The sequence below is a fragment of the Neisseria shayeganii genome (assembly GCF_014054965.1).
Taxonomy (GTDB): Bacteria; Pseudomonadota; Gammaproteobacteria; order Burkholderiales; family Neisseriaceae; genus Eikenella; species Eikenella shayeganii.
The window spans coordinates 945104-960725 of sequence record NZ_CP059567.1; the positions used below are offsets into that span (position 1 = coordinate 945104).

13 protein-coding genes are annotated in these 15622 nt (G+C 56.4%); 4 read left to right on the forward strand and 9 right to left on the reverse strand.

Annotation, left to right across the window (positions count from 1 at the left end):
- Nucleotides 1-321 precede the first annotated feature (321 nt).
- A complete protein-coding gene (locus H3L94_RS04610) occupies nt 322-1002 on the forward strand; it encodes an IS1595 family transposase (protein ID WP_182122853.1) in 681 nt (226 codons plus the stop codon).
- A 322-nt stretch (nt 1003-1324) separates the two neighbouring features.
- Here H3L94_RS04610 and H3L94_RS12780 read toward each other — a convergent pair whose 3' ends face one another.
- The 4 genes from H3L94_RS12780 to H3L94_RS04625 form a co-directional block, all read right to left on the reverse strand.
- Entirely contained in the window at nt 1325-1456 is a 132-nt protein-coding gene (locus H3L94_RS12780) for a hypothetical protein (RefSeq protein ID WP_280525474.1), read from the reverse strand.
- 31 nt (nt 1457-1487) lie between these two features.
- Complete coding sequence (locus H3L94_RS04615) at nt 1488-2048, reverse strand: hypothetical protein (protein ID WP_182122854.1); 561 nt, start codon at nt 2046-2048, stop codon at nt 1488-1490.
- A gap of 338 nt (nt 2049-2386) precedes the next feature.
- Nucleotides 2387-3403 (reverse strand): ABC transporter ATP-binding protein, encoded by a 1017-nt coding sequence (locus tag H3L94_RS04620; RefSeq protein ID WP_182122855.1) that lies wholly within the window; start codon nt 3401-3403, stop codon nt 2387-2389.
- Nucleotides 3400-5013: an ABC transporter permease gene (locus tag H3L94_RS04625; RefSeq protein WP_182122856.1), complete on the reverse strand. Its 1614-nt coding sequence runs from the start codon at nt 5011-5013 to the stop codon at nt 3400-3402. The genes H3L94_RS04620 and H3L94_RS04625 overlap by 4 nt, the downstream gene beginning before the upstream one ends.
- A gap of 183 nt (nt 5014-5196) precedes the next feature.
- Here H3L94_RS04625 and H3L94_RS04630 point away from each other — a divergent pair, with 183 nt between their 5' ends.
- The gene (locus tag H3L94_RS04630; protein WP_182122857.1) at nt 5197-6192 is read left to right on the forward strand and encodes a Fe(3+) ABC transporter substrate-binding protein; all 996 of its coding nucleotides are present in this window, start codon (nt 5197-5199) and stop codon (nt 6190-6192) included.
- A 302-nt stretch (nt 6193-6494) separates the two neighbouring features.
- Nucleotides 6495-7541: a tRNA (adenosine(37)-N6)-threonylcarbamoyltransferase complex transferase subunit TsaD gene (gene tsaD, locus H3L94_RS04635; RefSeq protein WP_182122858.1), complete on the forward strand. Its 1047-nt coding sequence runs from the start codon at nt 6495-6497 to the stop codon at nt 7539-7541.
- Nucleotides 7542-7616: 75 nt separating this feature from the next.
- On the opposite strand, the gene H3L94_RS04640 is transcribed toward tsaD, so the two are convergent.
- The 3 genes from H3L94_RS04640 to H3L94_RS04650 all read right to left on the reverse strand — a co-directional run bounded on the left by H3L94_RS04640 (nt 7617) and on the right by H3L94_RS04650 (nt 11200).
- Nucleotides 7617-9083 carry a S41 family peptidase gene (locus H3L94_RS04640; RefSeq protein ID WP_182122859.1) on the reverse strand — a complete coding sequence of 489 codons (1467 nt, stop codon included), beginning with the start codon at nt 9081-9083 and terminating at the stop codon, nt 7617-7619.
- Between the two features lie 227 nt (nt 9084-9310).
- Nucleotides 9311-10492: an LD-carboxypeptidase gene (locus H3L94_RS04645; RefSeq protein ID WP_182122860.1), complete on the reverse strand. Its 1182-nt coding sequence runs from the start codon at nt 10490-10492 to the stop codon at nt 9311-9313.
- A 276-nt stretch (nt 10493-10768) separates the two neighbouring features.
- Nucleotides 10769-11200 (reverse strand): HIT family protein, encoded by a 432-nt coding sequence (locus H3L94_RS04650; RefSeq protein ID WP_182122861.1) that lies wholly within the window; start codon nt 11198-11200, stop codon nt 10769-10771.
- 231 nt (nt 11201-11431) lie between these two features.
- Between H3L94_RS04650 and H3L94_RS04655 the strand changes: the two genes are divergently transcribed.
- A complete protein-coding gene (locus tag H3L94_RS04655) occupies nt 11432-12850 on the forward strand; it encodes a DUF389 domain-containing protein (protein WP_182122862.1) in 1419 nt (472 codons plus the stop codon).
- A gap of 356 nt (nt 12851-13206) precedes the next feature.
- On the opposite strand, the gene H3L94_RS04660 is transcribed toward H3L94_RS04655, so the two are convergent.
- Together H3L94_RS04660 and H3L94_RS04665 are read right to left on the reverse strand one after the other, a co-directional pair.
- Nucleotides 13207-14739, reverse strand: a complete 1533-nt coding sequence (locus H3L94_RS04660; protein WP_182122863.1) for a SurA N-terminal domain-containing protein — start codon at nt 14737-14739, stop codon at nt 13207-13209.
- A 173-nt stretch (nt 14740-14912) separates the two neighbouring features.
- Nucleotides 14913-15596 (reverse strand): S24 family peptidase, encoded by a 684-nt coding sequence (locus tag H3L94_RS04665; RefSeq protein ID WP_182122864.1) that lies wholly within the window; start codon nt 15594-15596, stop codon nt 14913-14915.
- Nucleotides 15597-15622 lie beyond the last annotated feature (26 nt).

Here is a 15622-nt window from a genome sequence, read left to right on the forward strand (position 1 = left end):
TTTGGCAACTCGGCAAGTAGTCTAGCCAAAACTTCAATCCTTCAATTAAATCAGTTGAGTTTGTACCTGCTGATGTTCCAATATGTTGCAAAATAAAAGAGTTGCTAAACTCATCATAATAGATCCAATCAGTCAATAAAATATATGGCTTGCCTTCATATCTAGCATAAACAGAAACTCTTTCATTGATCTGGTAAAAAATTTTATACTCCTGATGTTTAAATACAATTACCTTTTCTTGTATATCTAGTGCAGGAGATCGATCAATTAATTTAGGGGCTTAGGAAGCAAAATCACTAAATCCAGTGATAAACTTCTGAAATGGAATTAAAAAACAAGTATCAAAAGTTCAGCAAAATTACCGAGCCAAAATTCCGGCAAATCCTGCGGCTTTTCTCCTTGGATCTGACTGCTTCCGACACCGCCAAACTGACAGGAATCAGCGTCAGAAGCATCAACAGCCTGTACCTGAAACTACGGCGACGATTGGCTGAGGAATGTGAGCGGCAGACACCTTTGTGCGGCATAGTGGAATTGGACGAATCCTATTTCGGTGCCAAACGTATCCGCGGCAAACGCGGGCAAGGTGCAGGCGGTAAAACGATTGTTTTCGGCATACTCAAACGAGATGACAAGGTTTATACCGAAATCGTTTCCGATGCTTCAAAAGCAACGTTACAAAAGGTTATCAGAGGACATATCTCTGTTGAGAGCGTCATTCATACTGATGGATGGCGCGGTTATCAGGGATTGGTCGATATGGGCTTCGCGAAGCACTTCAGAGTGCGTCATGGTGATAATGAATTTGCTCGCGGCGCTCAGCATATCAACGGTATCGAATCTTTTTGGAGCTACGCGAAGCATCGCTTGGTACAATTTAACGGGGTGCCGAAGCATACGTTTTACCTGCATTTAAAAGAAACTGAGTTCCGCTTCAATCACAGGCATGACGATTTGTATAAAGTGCTGTTGGGAATGTTGCGCGAGAATCCCTTAAAATGAATTTTGCTTCCTAAGCCCCTGTTTTTTTATTTTCTCTCGTTTGGGTGCCTAAATGGGTATCTCATGTCAAACGCGCCCCTTCACGCGTATCCGCTTCAGCGCTGTTCGGTTATTCGCTGTTGCGCTAACTGATCCGCCTGGCAAGTACAAGTCATGCAGAAGGATAGACTAGGTGTTTCTAAGCACGGCATTTATATTGATCAAGCTATTTGATATCGGCCATTTTCTCGTAGTGCTGAAGTACAGCATCATTGCTGCTTGGGTTTGCCAGTCGTCAACAGTCTTTCAACTGGCTTGAAGGCTACCTGACAAGCCGGCGTCATTAATGGTCATTTTTCTGGTCGTCATCCTGCCAGTGGATTTCTTCTATATCGGCAGGCAGGGTGATTTTATTTGCTTTGGTGCGGTCATAAATGCGGGCGGCCAATTGAGCATATTCTTTTTCAGTAAGCATGGGTTTTCTCCGTTTTTAGTTGATTTTTGGATTAACATCCAGAGCGATAAGAAGTATCAATAATCCGATATTCTGGTGCTGTTCCACCACCTCCTTTCTCCCATTCCGGTTTGTCCCGCAAACGCAGCATTTCCGGCATTTCTTTTTTGGTATACCACTCGATATTCGGCCGGCGCAGATTCAAGCCCATATCGAATTCCACCTGTTGCCAAACCCCGTTATAGGCCTTGTATTGGCGATAGGAGAAACTGCTGTTCCAGTCGAAACAATGAATGGGAATCACCACCATAAACCAAACGCCATCCTTATCCCGATCCAAGACCATCGGTTCCCATTTGTCCGACCATACGGGCGGAGGGGGCAAGCCTTTGGCATCCAGCACCTCCACTTCATTTTTAAAAATCTTAGCGCTGCTGTCCGGCAGGAAGCCGCCTTCTTTATATGCCAGCCGCCGCTCCACCAAAATTACCGTACCGTCGCGGAGCTCCACTTCCTCTTTCCAGCTTTGGTGGGTGAGCGGCTCCAATTCAAAACAGCCTGCCAGCCACAGCGTGGCGGCCAGGCAGAGTGCATAATGGCGAGATGTCAACATGATGGCTCCTTGGGTTTGCCCATTGTGAACAGTCTTTCAGGTAGCCCGAAGGCTACCTGAAAAGGCAATATGACGAATATTCTATCTACTCTGATGATTTAGCTTATTGTTTGATGGAAAAAAAAGGAATAGGTAAAACCGGCCTCAGCCGGAATGAAAACCGCTATGCAAGAAGATGAGGAACAGCTTCTGATAAAGGCTTCAGCAAGCCTGCGAGTAAGATTGACAAGAAGGTTGGCGGTTCGGTGGCGGCGGGAAGATATTCTCTTAATTAGAGGCACAGCCACCGATTTCTTGATGTGGTTTTAGACAGTTGTTAACGCCTGCTGATGTTGCGTTTAGATGAGGAAACATACTGCGGCAGCGCCCCGGTAGCGGACGCCCAAGCGCTGGCCGATAGTGAGGTGTTCGGCGGAGTGGGCGGGAAACAGGCTGCCGTCGGCCAGGCGCAGGGTATAGAGGAAGTGACCGCCTTTGAAATCTTGTTCCATGACTTCGGCCTGTTCGGCGGCAGAGGGGTCGAAAACAATGTCGTCCGGCCGGATCAGCACGCGCACGGCTTGACCGGGAGTCAAGGCGGTGGTGTCAGCTGCGGGCAGTAGGCCAAGACCGGTTTGAACGCCCTGGTCTGCCACCTGGCCGCTAATCAGGGCGCCGCTGCCGATAAAGCAGGCGGTTTCGGCATCGGCCGGCTGGCGGTAGAGAGTGTAGGGGTCGCTCCATTGCACTAGCCGCCCTTGTTTGATTACGCCGATTTTATCGGCCATCACAAAGGCTTCTTGCTGGTCGTGGGTGACCATGATGGCGGCGGTGTTTTGCTGTTTCAGCAGTTGGCGCACTTCTTTGGAGAGGCGGGTACGCAGATCGGCATCCAGATTGGAAAACGGCTCGTCCAACAGAATCAGATCGGGTTTCGGCGCCAGCGCGCGCGCCAGTGCCACCCGTTGTTGTTGGCCGCCGGAGAGTTGGTGCGGATATTGTTTGGCCTGCGCCTCAAGACCGGTGAGGGCGAGCAGCTCCGCCACCCGCTGTTGGCGTTCGCTGCGTGGGCGGCGGTGCAGGCCGAAGGCGATGTTGTCGGCCACATTCAAGTGGGGAAACAGGGCGTAGTCTTGAAACACCATGCCGATTTGGCGCTGGTGCGCGGGTACGTCGTTGAGCAAGCGGCCGTGCAGGGAAATGCTGCCGGTAGTGGGGGTTTCGAAACCGGCGATGGCGCGCAGAGCGGTGGTTTTGCCGCAGCCGGAATGGCCGAGCAGGCAGGCGGTTTCGCCTTGCTCCAAGGTAAAACCGAAATGGTGCAGAACGGTTTTGTCGCCGAAGGCTACGCTGAGGTCTTGAACGTGCAGGGTCATGGTTGGGACTCGGTGCGGGAAAACAGGATAACGGGCAAGAGGCCGGTGGCCACAATCAGCAGGGCGGGCAGGGCGGCTTGGGCATATTGGCCTTCGATGGTGAAGGCGTAAACGCGCACCGAGAGGGTGTCCCAGTCGTAGGGGCGGGTCATCAGGGTGATGGGCATTTCTTTCATCACGTCCACAAACACCATCAGCATGGCGGTGCCCACCGAGCCTTTGAGCAGCGGCAGGTAGATGCGGCGCAGCACGCCCATGCCGTTGCAGCCCAAGGAGCGGGCGGCTTCGGCTTGCGACGGGCTGATGCGCTCCAAACCCGCTTCGACGGCGGCGAAGGCCACGGCCAGAAAACGCAGGGCGAAAGCCGCCAGCATCACGGCCAAAGTGCCTTTGAAGATGGCGGTGGTGCCTTCAGGTAGCCCGAGGTGGGCGATCAGCTGGTTGTCCAACCAAGCCACCGGCACGAAAATGCCTACCGCCAATACGGTGCCGGGAACGGCGTAACCCAATGTGGCGGTGCGGGCGGCGACGGCGGCAAAGCGGCTGCGGTCGGCCCGTTTGGCCAAGGCGAGCAGCAGGGCAACGGCGGCGGTGAGCAAAGCGGCGGCGAGCGAGCCGGCCAAAGAATGCCAAGCCTGTTCCCATAAAGAAATATTGAAGCGGTCGTGGAAAGTTTCGTAGGCCCAGATGATGAGCTGGATCACAGGCACGATAAAGGCGGCCAGCAGAATCAGGGTGCAATAAGCAAAAGCCAACCATTTGAGGCTACCTGAAAGCGGGGTGCGGCGTTGCTTGGCGGCTTTGCCGGAAGGGTTGAAGCGGCGGTTGCCGCGCGAGAGCTGCTCCAGCACCAATAACACGAATACGCCGAAAATCAGCAGTGCCGCCAGCTGTTTGGCGGTTTCCAGCGAGTAGAAATCAAACCAAGCCTGATAGATGGCGGTGGTAAAGGTGTCATAGCTGAATACCGACACGGTGCCGAAATCGGCCAAGGTTTCCATCAGCGCCAAAATGGTGCCGCCGGCAATCCACGGCCGTGCCATGGGCAAAGCGATGCGGCGGAAAGACTGCCACGGTGACAACCCCAGAGAAGCGCCGGCCTCCAAGGCGCGTTGGCCCATGCTGCAAAAGGCGTTGCGCGCCAACAGATACACATAAGGGTAAAACGTGAGGCTCATCACCGCCGCCAGGCCGAAGCCGTTGCGCACATCGGGCAGGCCCTGTTCCCAACCTTGGCTTTCGCGCAACCAGGTACTGATGGGGCCGGTGTAGTCGAACAGGCCGAGTTGGGTAAAAGCCAATACATAGGCCGGCACTGCCAAGGGCAGCATCATGGCCCAGAAGAAGAAACCTCGCAGCGGAAAGTCGTACATGGCCGTCAGCCAAGCAGCGGACGTGCCGAGCAGTGCCACCCCGAAGCCGACGCCCAATACCAAATAGGCGGTGTTTTTGATCAGCACCGGCAATTGGTATTCCAGCAAAAATGCCCACAACTCGGCATCGAAATCGCCCAGCGCCGCCACAATGACCGACAGCGGCAACAGCAAGGCGGCCAGGCACAACAGCAGCCAAAAACGCGGCAGCAGGCGGGAAGCGGAAAAGGAGGCCATAGGTTTTCAGGTAGCCTGTTTGGATAAAGTTGGCGATTATCTTAGAGTTGGGATACGGATGCAAGCTGGCTAAGAAAATAAATGATATTCGATATTGTTTGTAAACAAGCTTCAGTGCTAAGATGCGGCCTGACTTTAACCGAGGCATTCCGGCCTATCTACCCTGAAACAGGAGAAAATCTGATGTTGAAAAAAAGTCTGTTTTTAGCTTTGACCGCCATCGGTGCGACCGCACCTTCTTTCGCCCAAGAGCTGGTGGTGTATTCTTCCCGTGCGGACAATCTGCTCAGACCGATTGCGCAAGCCTACCAACAAAAAACCGGCATCACCGTCAAACTGGTCAATGACAAAGCCGGCCCCCTGATGGAGCGTATGCGTGCAGAAGGCGCCAACAGCCCGGCCGACGTTTTGATTACGGTAGATGGCGGCAATTTGTGGCAGGCCACCCAAATGGACTTGCTGCGCACCGTCAACTCCAACACCCTGCGCACCAACATCCCCGCCCACCTGCGCGACCCGGGCAACAAATGGTTCGGCCTCTCCGTACGCGCCCGCACCATTTTCTACAACACCAACAAAGTGCGCCCCAACCAGTTGTCCACCTATGCCGACTTGGCCGATCCCAAATGGCGCGGCCGCCTCTGCCTGCGCACTTCCAACAATGTGTATAACCAGTCGCTGGTGGGCACCATGATTGCCAACGTCGGTGATGCACGCACCAAACAAATCGTACAGGGTTGGGTAGCCAATTTGGCCGCCGAACCGTTTGCCAACGACACCGCCATGCTGGAGGCCATCGGCGCCGGCCGTTGTGATGTCGGCATCGCCAACACCTACTACTACGGCCGCCTGATGGAGAAACAGCCCAACCTGCCCATCGGCATCTTCTTTGCCGACCAGCAGGGCCGCGGCACCCACGTGAACGTATCCGGTGCCGGCGTGGCCAAGCATAGCCGTCAGCCGGCCGAAGCGCAGAAATTCATCGAATGGCTCTCCGGCAGCGAAGCGCAAAACCTGTTTGCCGACCTCAACCACGAATACCCCGCCAACCCGCGCGTGAATCCCGATCCGAAAGTGGCGCGTTGGGGCCGCTTCAGGCAAGACGTGATCAACGTATCCGTTGCCGGCCGCAACCAACGCAAAGCCGTGATGCTGATGCAGCAGGCCGGTTACAAATAAATCCCGAACAGGTTTCCCCTCATCGCCGGAGCAGCACCTCTGCTCCGGTTTTTTTGCGTCTGTGTGGCTGCGATCTACGGGGCTGAGACCTTTGCAAAACCCCATCTGCGGCGCATTTCTGCCTTGTGCGTTTATGCCCTCGGGGTACTGCTCGCTCACTTGCCTATTTATCTGATGTGTCTGTCCCACGGGGATTCCTGGCGTTCACGTTCGCTGCGCTGCTACGCCTTGAACTGCACCCACGGCGGCCAAGGGCGCATCTGCTATAATCGCTCTCTTTTTTGATGGACCAACCCCCGATTATGCTTGTTCTCGGTATTGAATCCTCTTGCGATGAAACCGGCGTCGCGCTGTACGACACCGAACGCGGTCTGGTGGGCAACCAGTTGCACACCCAAATGGCGATGCACGCCGAATACGGCGGGGTGGTGCCCGAGCTGGCCAGTCGCGACCACATCCGCCGCCTGGTGCCGCTCACCCAAGCCTGCCTGGCCGAAGCGGGCAAAAACTATGCCGACATCGACGCCGTGGCCTACACCCAAGGTCCGGGCTTGGGCGGGGCTTTGTTGGCGGGTACGGCTTACGCCAATGCCTTGGCGTTTGCTTTGGGCAAACCGGTGGTGCCGGTGCATCATCTCGAAGGCCATTTGCTGTCGCCCTTGCTGGCCGAGGACCGGCCGGCGTTTCCCTTTGTCGCCCTTTTGGTTTCCGGCGGCCACACCCAGTTTATGGCCGTGCGCGGCATCGGCGACTACACCTTATTGGGCGAGAGCGTGGACGATGCGGCCGGCGAAGCCTTCGACAAAACCGCCAAACTGCTCGGCCTGCCGTATCCGGGCGGCGCCAAGCTGTCGGAGCTGGCCAAGGCCGGCGAAGCCGGACGGTTCGAATTTCCGCGGCCGATGCTGCATTCGGGCGACCTGCAAATGAGCTTTTCCGGCCTGAAGACCTCGGTGCTGACTGCAGTGGAAAAAGCCCGTGCCGAATACGGCGACAGGCTACCTGAAGACGTACGCAACAGCATTTGCCGCGCCTTTCAGGAGGCGGTGGTGGAGGTGCTGACCGCCAAAGCGAAAGCGGCTTTGCTGCAAACCGGTTTCCGCCGTTTGGTGGTGGCCGGCGGAGTGGGCGCCAATTGGCAGTTGCGTCAGGCTTTGTCGCAGTTGAGGGTCCGCCCTGCGCCCAAAGCGCCTGCCGAGGCGGTGCAAACGTATTTTCCGCCGCTGTCTTTGTGCACCGACAACGGCGCCATGATTGCTTTTGCCGGCGCCATGCGGGTGCGGGATGCCGAAACGGCGGCGGCGTTCAGCGTGCGCCCGCGCTGGCCGCTGACGGAAATTTGCAGCTGAATCGTAGCGGCATGAAAACAGGCTACCTGAAGGTTTCAGGTAGCCTGTTGTGCTTTTTGCGGTGTATCAAAACGCTTATTTGCTGCTTTCGGCTTTGGCCGGCTGGCGGGCGGCCTGGCCGAGTGAGGCCTGCCATTGCTGGGGCGATTTCACCAGTTCCAGCGCGCGGCGCAGCTGGTCGTCTTTTTCCGGATTCGGAATGTGGCGGGAAGACAGCGCTTCTTCTTCATTTTTGCCGTTCTCGGCTTCGGAAGCGGCTTTGCTTTCTGCTGCTTCGGCCGGGTCTGCCTGATGCTGCAGGGCGCGGCCTTTCACTTCGTTGCCGCCTTTGGGGTTGCCGATGTGGCCGGAGAGATCGGCTTCGCGGCTTTCGTAGCGGCGGTTTTTATCGGCCACTTCCACATCGGGCACGATGCCTTGCGCTTGGATGGAGCGGTCGTTCGGCGTGTAGTAGAGCTGGGTGGTCAGCTTGATGGCGCCGCCGTTGGAGAGTGGCATCACGGTTTGCACCGAGCCTTTGCCGAAACTTTGGGTGCCGACAATCACCGCGCGTTTGTGGTCTTGCAGGGCACCGGCCACGATTTCGGAAGCCGAAGCGGAGCCGGAATTGATCAGCACGGTGAGCGGGATGTTTTTCAGCTCGGGCGGCAAGTCGGCCAGCGGGTCGTTGCCGGCGCCCACGCGGTAGTCTTGCGGTTGGGCCTTCAGGCTCATGCTGGCACGGCCGTCGCGGCCTTTGGTGCTCACCACTGGCTGGCCGGGCTGCAGAAAGACGGCGGACACGCCCACCGCGCCGTTCAACAGGCCGCCCGGATCGTCACGCAAATCCAGAATCACGCCTTTGAGCGGGGCGTCGTTTTGGCGGCGCAGGGCTTTTACCGCATCGGCCAGCGCCGGCACGGTGCGCTCTTGGAACTGGCTGATGCGCACATAGCCATAGCCCGGCTCGATCAGGTGGTGGCGCACGCTGCGCACTTTGATGATGGCGCGGGTAAGGTGCACCACGATGGGTTTGGCTTCGTCTTTGCGGGTCAGCGTGAGGGTGATTTTGGTGTCCGGCTCGCCGCGCATGCGCTTGACCGCGTCGGTGACGCTCATGCCGCGGGTGGAGTCTTCGTCGATTTTGATGATGTAGTCGCCGCTGCGGATACCGGCCCGCTCGGCCGGGGTGTCTTCAATCGGCGACACCACTTTGATGAAGCCGTCTTCCGAGCCGATTTCCATGCCCAAACCGCCGAATTCGCCTTTGGTGGACTCCTGCAGGTCGGCGTAGTCTTTTACCGTCATGTATTCGGAATGCGGGTCGAGATTCGACACCATGCCTTTGAGGGCGCCTTCGAGAATTTCGTCGTCGTTTTTGTTTTCGTAATAGTTGGCTTTGATCTGGCCGTACACTTCGGCCATGGTGCGCAGCGAGTCCACCGGCAGGGCCTGTTTGCTGCCGCGGCTTTCGGCAAAGCTTTGTACGCTCAGGCTCACGGCGATGCCGGTGAAGGTGCCCAAGGTGTAGAGGGCGATTTTTTTGAAGGTTTGTTGGGACATCTTGTTTGTTTTCCAAATAACGGATGTAGGCGGAATGGGGTGCGTGCGGCCCGAAACGGCCGGCCGGGGCAGCGCACTTTAAGGCAAAGGCGCAACAGCAATCAAGTATCGGGCGGTAAAAAATGGCAAAACCGTTTGTCCGGCGGCTGAGGGCTGATCTCAGTCTGCATTTCGGCTTTTCAGGTAGCCTGTTGCGCCGGTGCGGGTAGGGCGGGTTTATCGGTTGTTTATTCGGATTCGCCGCCGCCGTCATCGCCGACCACGGGCGCGGCGGTGATCGGGGTGATGAGGCTGGCGAGGTTTAAGGCGGCCGGATTCAGGGTGGGATAGGCACTGAACACCGCCCGGTAGCCGCCGCTGGCGTTGGGGCGGATTTCGGTGTGGGCGCCGAGCGGGAAGGTGGCTTTGTTGGCCACGTGTCCGAAAGGGAAACCGGTGAGAATCGGAATGCCGGTGACGCGGCGCATGGTGTGGATGACGGAAGAGAAATCGTAGCTGCTGTCGTAAACGTCGCGGATATTGCCCATGCGGAAGTCGCCCAACACCACGGCCTGCTGTTTTTTCAGAATGCCGGCCAGATACAGGGTTTGCAGCATACGTTCGATGCGGTAGGGCTGTTCGCTCACGTCTTCCAAAAACAGAATGCCGCCTGCGATATCGGGCAGATAAGGGGTGCCGACCAAAGAAGCGATCACGCTGAGATTGCCGCCCCATAAAGTGCCTTGCAGCGGACGGAAATCCTGCGCCTGTACCGCATAGACGTCAATGGTGTGCTGGCTGCGCGTGCTGCCGTCGATAAACGACTGCATGGTGTAGGCCGTTGGTTGGATTTTACCGAATTCGCTATACAGCATGGGGCCGGCAAAGCTGGGGCAGTTGCCGCGGGCGAGCAGCGCCAATTGGGCGGCGCAAACGTCGCTGAAGCCGAAAAACAGGGTGCCGTGTTCGCGCATGCGGCTGCCCAAGGAAGCCCAATCGATGTGCGGCAGCAGGCGTACGGCGCCGTAGCCGCCGCGCAGGCCCATCAATACTTTCGGGGTGGCCACGCGGCCGGTGGCCACTTCTTGGAAGTCGGCAATTCTTTCGGCATCACTGCCGGCAAAGCGTTGGTAACGGCGCGATACGGCGTGTTGGTTGGTGATGACGAAACCGGCATCATACAGGCGGCGCAAGCCGCGTTCGGCTTGATCGGGTCGGGGGGCAAAACCCGACGTGGCCACCACGCGCAAGGTCTTGTCTTCTCCGCTGCCGCGGCCGGCAGCGGGTCGGCCGGCGGGCAGCACAGGGCGGACAGTGTTGCCGGAGGAGGAAGGGGCGGCGCTGGTGCCGCAAGCCTGTAGGATACCGGCGCTGGCCACCGCGGCGGAGGTTTGCAGAAAGTGGCGGCGGGAAGGGTTGTGTGTCTGCATGAATCGGGTTCTCGGTAAAGCTGGGGTTTCAGGTGGCCTGAGACTTTTGCAAAAACTTTATGTGCGGCGCCTGTTTGCATGGGTGTCGTTGGCTTGTCTGGCCGGGTATGTGATCTGTCTTTTCCGCAGGGATTCCCGGCGTACAGGCTTATTGTGTTACTGCGCCTTGAAGGGCATTCAGATCGGGGAGCAAAGGTCTCGGCTTGCGGTGCAGGCGGAAGCCGGCGGCCAACCATACCAGTTTTCTGCCTGTTTTGCTAAGGCGATTGAAACAATTTAACCGTTCGACATCTGCCCGCGCAGATAGGCGGCCAGTTTTTGCTGCCAGCCGTCGGGCAGCGGGTGTGTGCGCGTATGTTTGGGGGCGGCCCAAATCGGCGCGGGAAAGTGGGCGTCGTCTTCAAAGCGGGCGATGATGTGCCAATGCAGGTGCGGCACCATATTGCCCAGGCTGGCCAGATTGATTTTGCTGGGGCGCAGAATATGGCGCATCCCGGCTTCCACTTTGAATACGGCCTCCATCAGCTCCTGACGTTCGGCCGGGAGCAGGTCGGTCATTTCGGCAATGTGCTCCTGCCAGATCACGCGGCAGAAGGCGGGCACGCCGGGCTCGTCGTTTACTGCGATCACGCGCAGTTTCGGGGTTTGCCAAAGCAGGGTTTCCTTGGCGGGGTGGCACAATGGGCAGGGAGGAGGAGGCTGTGTCATGGCGGGTCATCACTCGGTAAGGAATTGAAAAATGGTCGGGGCAGGGGGCTTTTATTCCGCCGGAAAACGGGCATAATGTCGCGCTTTTTCCGCCGGCCAATCCGGGTGGTTTGGTGTGCGTTTCAGGTAGCCTGTTGCCCGAGCCGATCAGGCCGCATGATACCAGCGGCTGCAGGCTACCTGAAACCGCCGGCTGACCCAAATACTTCACCATCACAAAGAGCATAAACCATGAACACCACATCTGAAAAAGAAAAAGAAGTTGCTCCGCCTTCCCCCCTGCATGAGCTGTTCAGCCTGCATCACGACCAAGCCCATGCCGATAAGGTGGATGCGGCCATCCGCAATAATGTGCGCGTTTCCGGCACCAATTTGTGGGTATTGATGTTTGCGATTGCGATTGCCAGCATCGGCCTGAATGTGAACAGTACCGCCGTCATCATCGGCGCCATGTTGATTTCGCCCCTGATGGGCCCGATTGTGGGCATGGGCTATGGCGCGGCGGTAGGCGATGTCCGTCTGATCCGTTTGGCGGCGCGCAATATGATGGTGTTTATCCTCATCAGCCTGCTGACGGCCACGCTGTATTTTTTGATTACGCCGCTGGAACAGGCGCAAAGTGAGTTGCTGGCCCGCACCCAGCCAACCCTGTGGGACGTGCTGATTGCGTTTTTCGGCGGCAGTGCCGGCATCGTGGCCATCACGCGCAAGGATGGCGGTAACGTGATTCCCGGAGTGGCCATTGCCACCGCGCTCATGCCGCCCTTGTGTACCGCCGGTTTCGGCTTGGCGCACGGCAATTGGGGGTATTTTTTCGGCGCTTTTTATCTGTTCGCGATCAACTGTGTGTTCATCGCCTTTGCCACCTTGATTTTTTCTCGTCTGCTGAAATTACCGCGCCGCGGCTTGGTTACCGAGTCCACCCGCCGGGTGCACCGGGCGGTGATTTTGCTGGTGGTGGTGGCGGTGATGCTGCCCAGCAGCTATCTGGCCATGCGTTTGGTGCAAAAAGAAATTTTCAATACCAATGTGGCCTCGGTGGTGAAAGCGGCCCAGCAGGAGGAAGGCTTTTTTGTGCTGCGCAGCCACACCGACGACCGCCAAAAACTGGTGCGCCTCATCATCAACGGTGTGGGCAATGCTGAGCAAATCAGCCAACGCCTGCACCAAAAGCTGGAAGCGGCGGGTATTCGCGAACCGCAAGTGCAGGTGGTGTATGCGGGCGGCGATTCGGGCAATCTGGATGCGGTGCGTAAGGAAATCGAAGCCAGCCAGAACGATTCGCTGCGTCTGCAAGACCAGCTCAAACAACAGGCCGACTACATCCATACTCTGCAAACCAGTTTGAACGAGCAGAGCCAGAATGAAGCCGCCGTTTTAAAAGAGATCCGGGCGCAATATCCGGAAGTCAGACAATTGGCGGTCGGCCGCGGCGTGATGTGGGAGGAGGCCGAGCAGACAACTGCCGCTTCCGATGCCGTAGCAGCCAGTGCACCGGAGGTTCAAGAGGCGGAGCAGGCCGTTTTTGTTTGGATGTTGCTGCCGGAGCCGTTGTCGGAAAAGGAAAACCAACGCTTATCGGCTTGGTTGTCGCAACGAATGGAAGGTGAAAAGGTGCGTTTGGTGGTGAAATCGGTGACCGAACGCTAACCGTTATCCACTTTCATGGCTGAGGGTATCCGCCTGACACGGCTGTGAGCCGCGCCGGCTAAACCCAAGACCCGGAAGATAGGAACCAAAAGTTGTCATTGGTCTGCTGTTTCTTCAGATAAAGAGACCTTTGTAAAAAAACAGATGTGCATGCGTTTAAAGCCTAGCGTTCACGCTTGTTGCGCTGCTACGCCTTGAACTGCATCCACATCTGGCGGTTTTGCAAAGGTCTCAATGCGGACATACGCTGCAGATGAGGAAAAAGTCTTATGATGTTTATGGATTGCACTACCGCTTCACAAGAAAAAACAGGCTACCTGAATCGGTTTCAGGTAGCCTGTTGCGGTATGTTTCTTTTAATTGGCTGCTTCGCTGTTTAATTTTTGTGCGCCGCTTTGCAAGGGAAAACGCTTTTCCAAATACTGCATATAGAGCGCATAGAACGATTCGGCGGTGCGTTGGCCGGCCAACTCACGCATCTGCGCCAGTTTGGCGTCGCTGTCGGCAGGCAGTTCGACCGCCTGTACCTCAACCAATAAGGAGGCTTGCGGTAGCTTGATCACGGTGTAGGCCGGCTTGCCGTTTTGCGGACGGGCTTTCAGAATGGCCGAGAAGTTGTCCATGCCTAAGTTTTGCTGCAGCTGCGGCGAACCAATCTTCTCCACGCCAGACCAAGACAAGCCGGCGTGGTTGCCGCTGTTGGCTTTTTCCAAAGCTGCCGCAGCGGCGGCCTGGGCAAGTTTGGCGCTCTCGACGGCGATATAGTCTTGGCGCACTGCGGCTTTGGCTTCTTCAAAGGTTTGTTCGCGCGCTTGGCTCACATCGCTGGCCCGCAATACGCGCAACACGCCGTTGCCCATGTCCAAAACGTCGGAATTATGGCGGCGCACCACCACGTCGTCACCAAACATCGCCTCCAATACCGGTGCCGGCAGTTGGCTGGCTTCCGCTTCTGAACGGCTGAGCCAAGTTTCGTGTTTTTGCAGCGGCAGCTTCATTTGTTCAGCCACTTTTTGCAGGCTGTTGGGATGCTCGAATGCCAATTGCGACAATTTTTCGCGTTCGGTAATCAGGCTTTGCGAAGCTTTCCGGTTGCGCAATTCGGCTTCCAAACCTGCTTTGGCGGCTGCAAAGTCCGGCTTTTCCTGTCCGCTCGGCACAGCCATATTCTGATAAGCCTGTTGCAATTCTTCTGCCGTGACACTTTGTTGTTTGGCCAACTCTTCCACGCTCAGTTCGACATATTCTAGTTTTACCGCTAAAGGCAAAGCATAGTCTGCTTTGTGGGCATCGAAATATTTTTGTAGCAGATCATCGCTCGCCGGCACTTGGCCGGCAAATGACTTGGCCTCGAACGCCACGCTGCGCAGGCTGCGTTCACCGTCCATGACGGCAAGCAGCCTTTTGGCTTGAATATCGCTCACGATATTGCCGCCGGCCAGCAGGCTGAACATGGTTTGGCGGCGGTATTGATTGCGCATTTCTTCAATGAACTGGTCTTCGTTCAATCCACGCTGACGTAGATAGTTTTCGAAAGCGGCTTTACTGAATTGGCCGTCTATCTGAAACTGCGGGTCTTTCACCAATTCCTGCTGAATATGTTCCAAAGAAGGCTCGCCCACATTGGCTGCTCGGGCGCCGGCCTCCAAATACGCCTGCTGAACCAAGGTTTGGTAAACAGCCTGCTCGTCAAGCGGCGTGCCGCTGCTGCGGGCGGCACGAGCCAGCTCGTTGACTTGAAAAGTATTGATTTTGACATCGCCTACTTTGGCAATGTAGTCGCTGCCGGGCGCAGCCAAAGTGCCCACACCAAAGCCCACGAAAGCTACGGCGATTAAACCGAGTAAAATTTGGGCGGCAGTGCGGTTTTTTTCGACGATTTCAAACATGATGGGTAGATTGAAAGAAAAGGTTGATACGGAAAGGCGGCATTGTAACGGCTTTAACCGATGCTGACAAAGCCGGAAACAAACCTGTTTCCGGTCCCGTCAACCGGATTTGCATCGTACTCAAAGGCTACCTGAAACCCTATGCCATTTTTAAGTTTTAAGCGCGAGTGGTTTTAAATTTGTCTGCTAAACCATTCCACTTTGCCGATGACGGCAAAATCGTCTTCCGTCTGATGCAGATGAATTTGGAAAGCAGGATAAGATTCGTTGGCCGAAATCACATTCACCACGCCGCCGGGTACCAGTTGCAAGCGTTTGACCAATAGGTTCTCGTTGATCCGCAGCACATACAGGCCGTCTCGAGGCGTGGTTTCGCGCAGATTTACCAAAATCAGATCGCCATCATTGAGCACCCCTTCCATAGAGTCGCCTTTAACCGTGATGACGGCCAGCTGCGAGGCATCGGTTTTCATCAGGCGCTCGATGGTGTGGCGCTGAAAAGGGAGGGCTCCAACAGCCGCTTCGTCGCCCACCAAACGGCCGTGGCCCGCTGCGGCTTGAATGTCGTATTGGGGGATGAAGACAAAATCTTCAATGTCATACTGATTAGCCAGTGTGTCGCTCACGGTTTGCACCGCATTGCCGCTTGCGAAAGCATCGCCTTCTCCGGTCAGCAGCCAATCCAGAGAGCAGTGCTTCAATTCTTTAATTTTCAGAAGGGTTTCTGCTTTGGGCAGGCCATCCTCCTTCCAAATACGGCTGAAGCCGGCCAAAGTCATGCCGATGTCTGCCGCAATTTTTGAGGGCGTGGTGTGCGCACCCCACAGGAAAAGCAGCCTGTCTTTAAAGTTTTTCATAGCGAATACCTCAAAATATGTCTGTG

What these genes read in the sequence shown, in the direction of transcription:
- H3L94_RS04610 (WP_182122853.1), top strand. Translation starts at nt 322, where the DNA reads ATGGAATTAAAAAACAAGTATCAAAAGTTCAGCAAAATTACCGAGCCA.
- H3L94_RS12780 (WP_280525474.1), bottom strand. Translation starts at nt 1,456, where the DNA reads ATGCTTACTGAAAAAGAATATGCTCAATTGGCCGCCCGCATTTATGAC.
- H3L94_RS04615 (WP_182122854.1), bottom strand. Translation starts at nt 2,048, where the DNA reads ATGTTGACATCTCGCCATTATGCACTCTGCCTGGCCGCCACGCTGTGG.
- H3L94_RS04620 (WP_182122855.1), bottom strand. Translation starts at nt 3,403, where the DNA reads ATGACCCTGCACGTTCAAGACCTCAGCGTAGCCTTCGGCGACAAAACC.
- H3L94_RS04625 (WP_182122856.1), bottom strand. Translation starts at nt 5,013, where the DNA reads ATGGCCTCCTTTTCCGCTTCCCGCCTGCTGCCGCGTTTTTGGCTGCTG.
- H3L94_RS04630 (WP_182122857.1), top strand. Translation starts at nt 5,197, where the DNA reads ATGTTGAAAAAAAGTCTGTTTTTAGCTTTGACCGCCATCGGTGCGACC.
- tsaD (WP_182122858.1), top strand. Translation starts at nt 6,495, where the DNA reads ATGCTTGTTCTCGGTATTGAATCCTCTTGCGATGAAACCGGCGTCGCG.
- H3L94_RS04640 (WP_182122859.1), bottom strand. Translation starts at nt 9,083, where the DNA reads ATGTCCCAACAAACCTTCAAAAAAATCGCCCTCTACACCTTGGGCACC.
- H3L94_RS04645 (WP_182122860.1), bottom strand. Translation starts at nt 10,492, where the DNA reads ATGCAGACACACAACCCTTCCCGCCGCCACTTTCTGCAAACCTCCGCC.
- H3L94_RS04650 (WP_182122861.1), bottom strand. Translation starts at nt 11,200, where the DNA reads ATGACACAGCCTCCTCCTCCCTGCCCATTGTGCCACCCCGCCAAGGAA.
- H3L94_RS04655 (WP_182122862.1), top strand. Translation starts at nt 11,432, where the DNA reads ATGAACACCACATCTGAAAAAGAAAAAGAAGTTGCTCCGCCTTCCCCC.
- H3L94_RS04660 (WP_182122863.1), bottom strand. Translation starts at nt 14,739, where the DNA reads ATGTTTGAAATCGTCGAAAAAAACCGCACTGCCGCCCAAATTTTACTC.
- H3L94_RS04665 (WP_182122864.1), bottom strand. Translation starts at nt 15,596, where the DNA reads ATGAAAAACTTTAAAGACAGGCTGCTTTTCCTGTGGGGTGCGCACACC.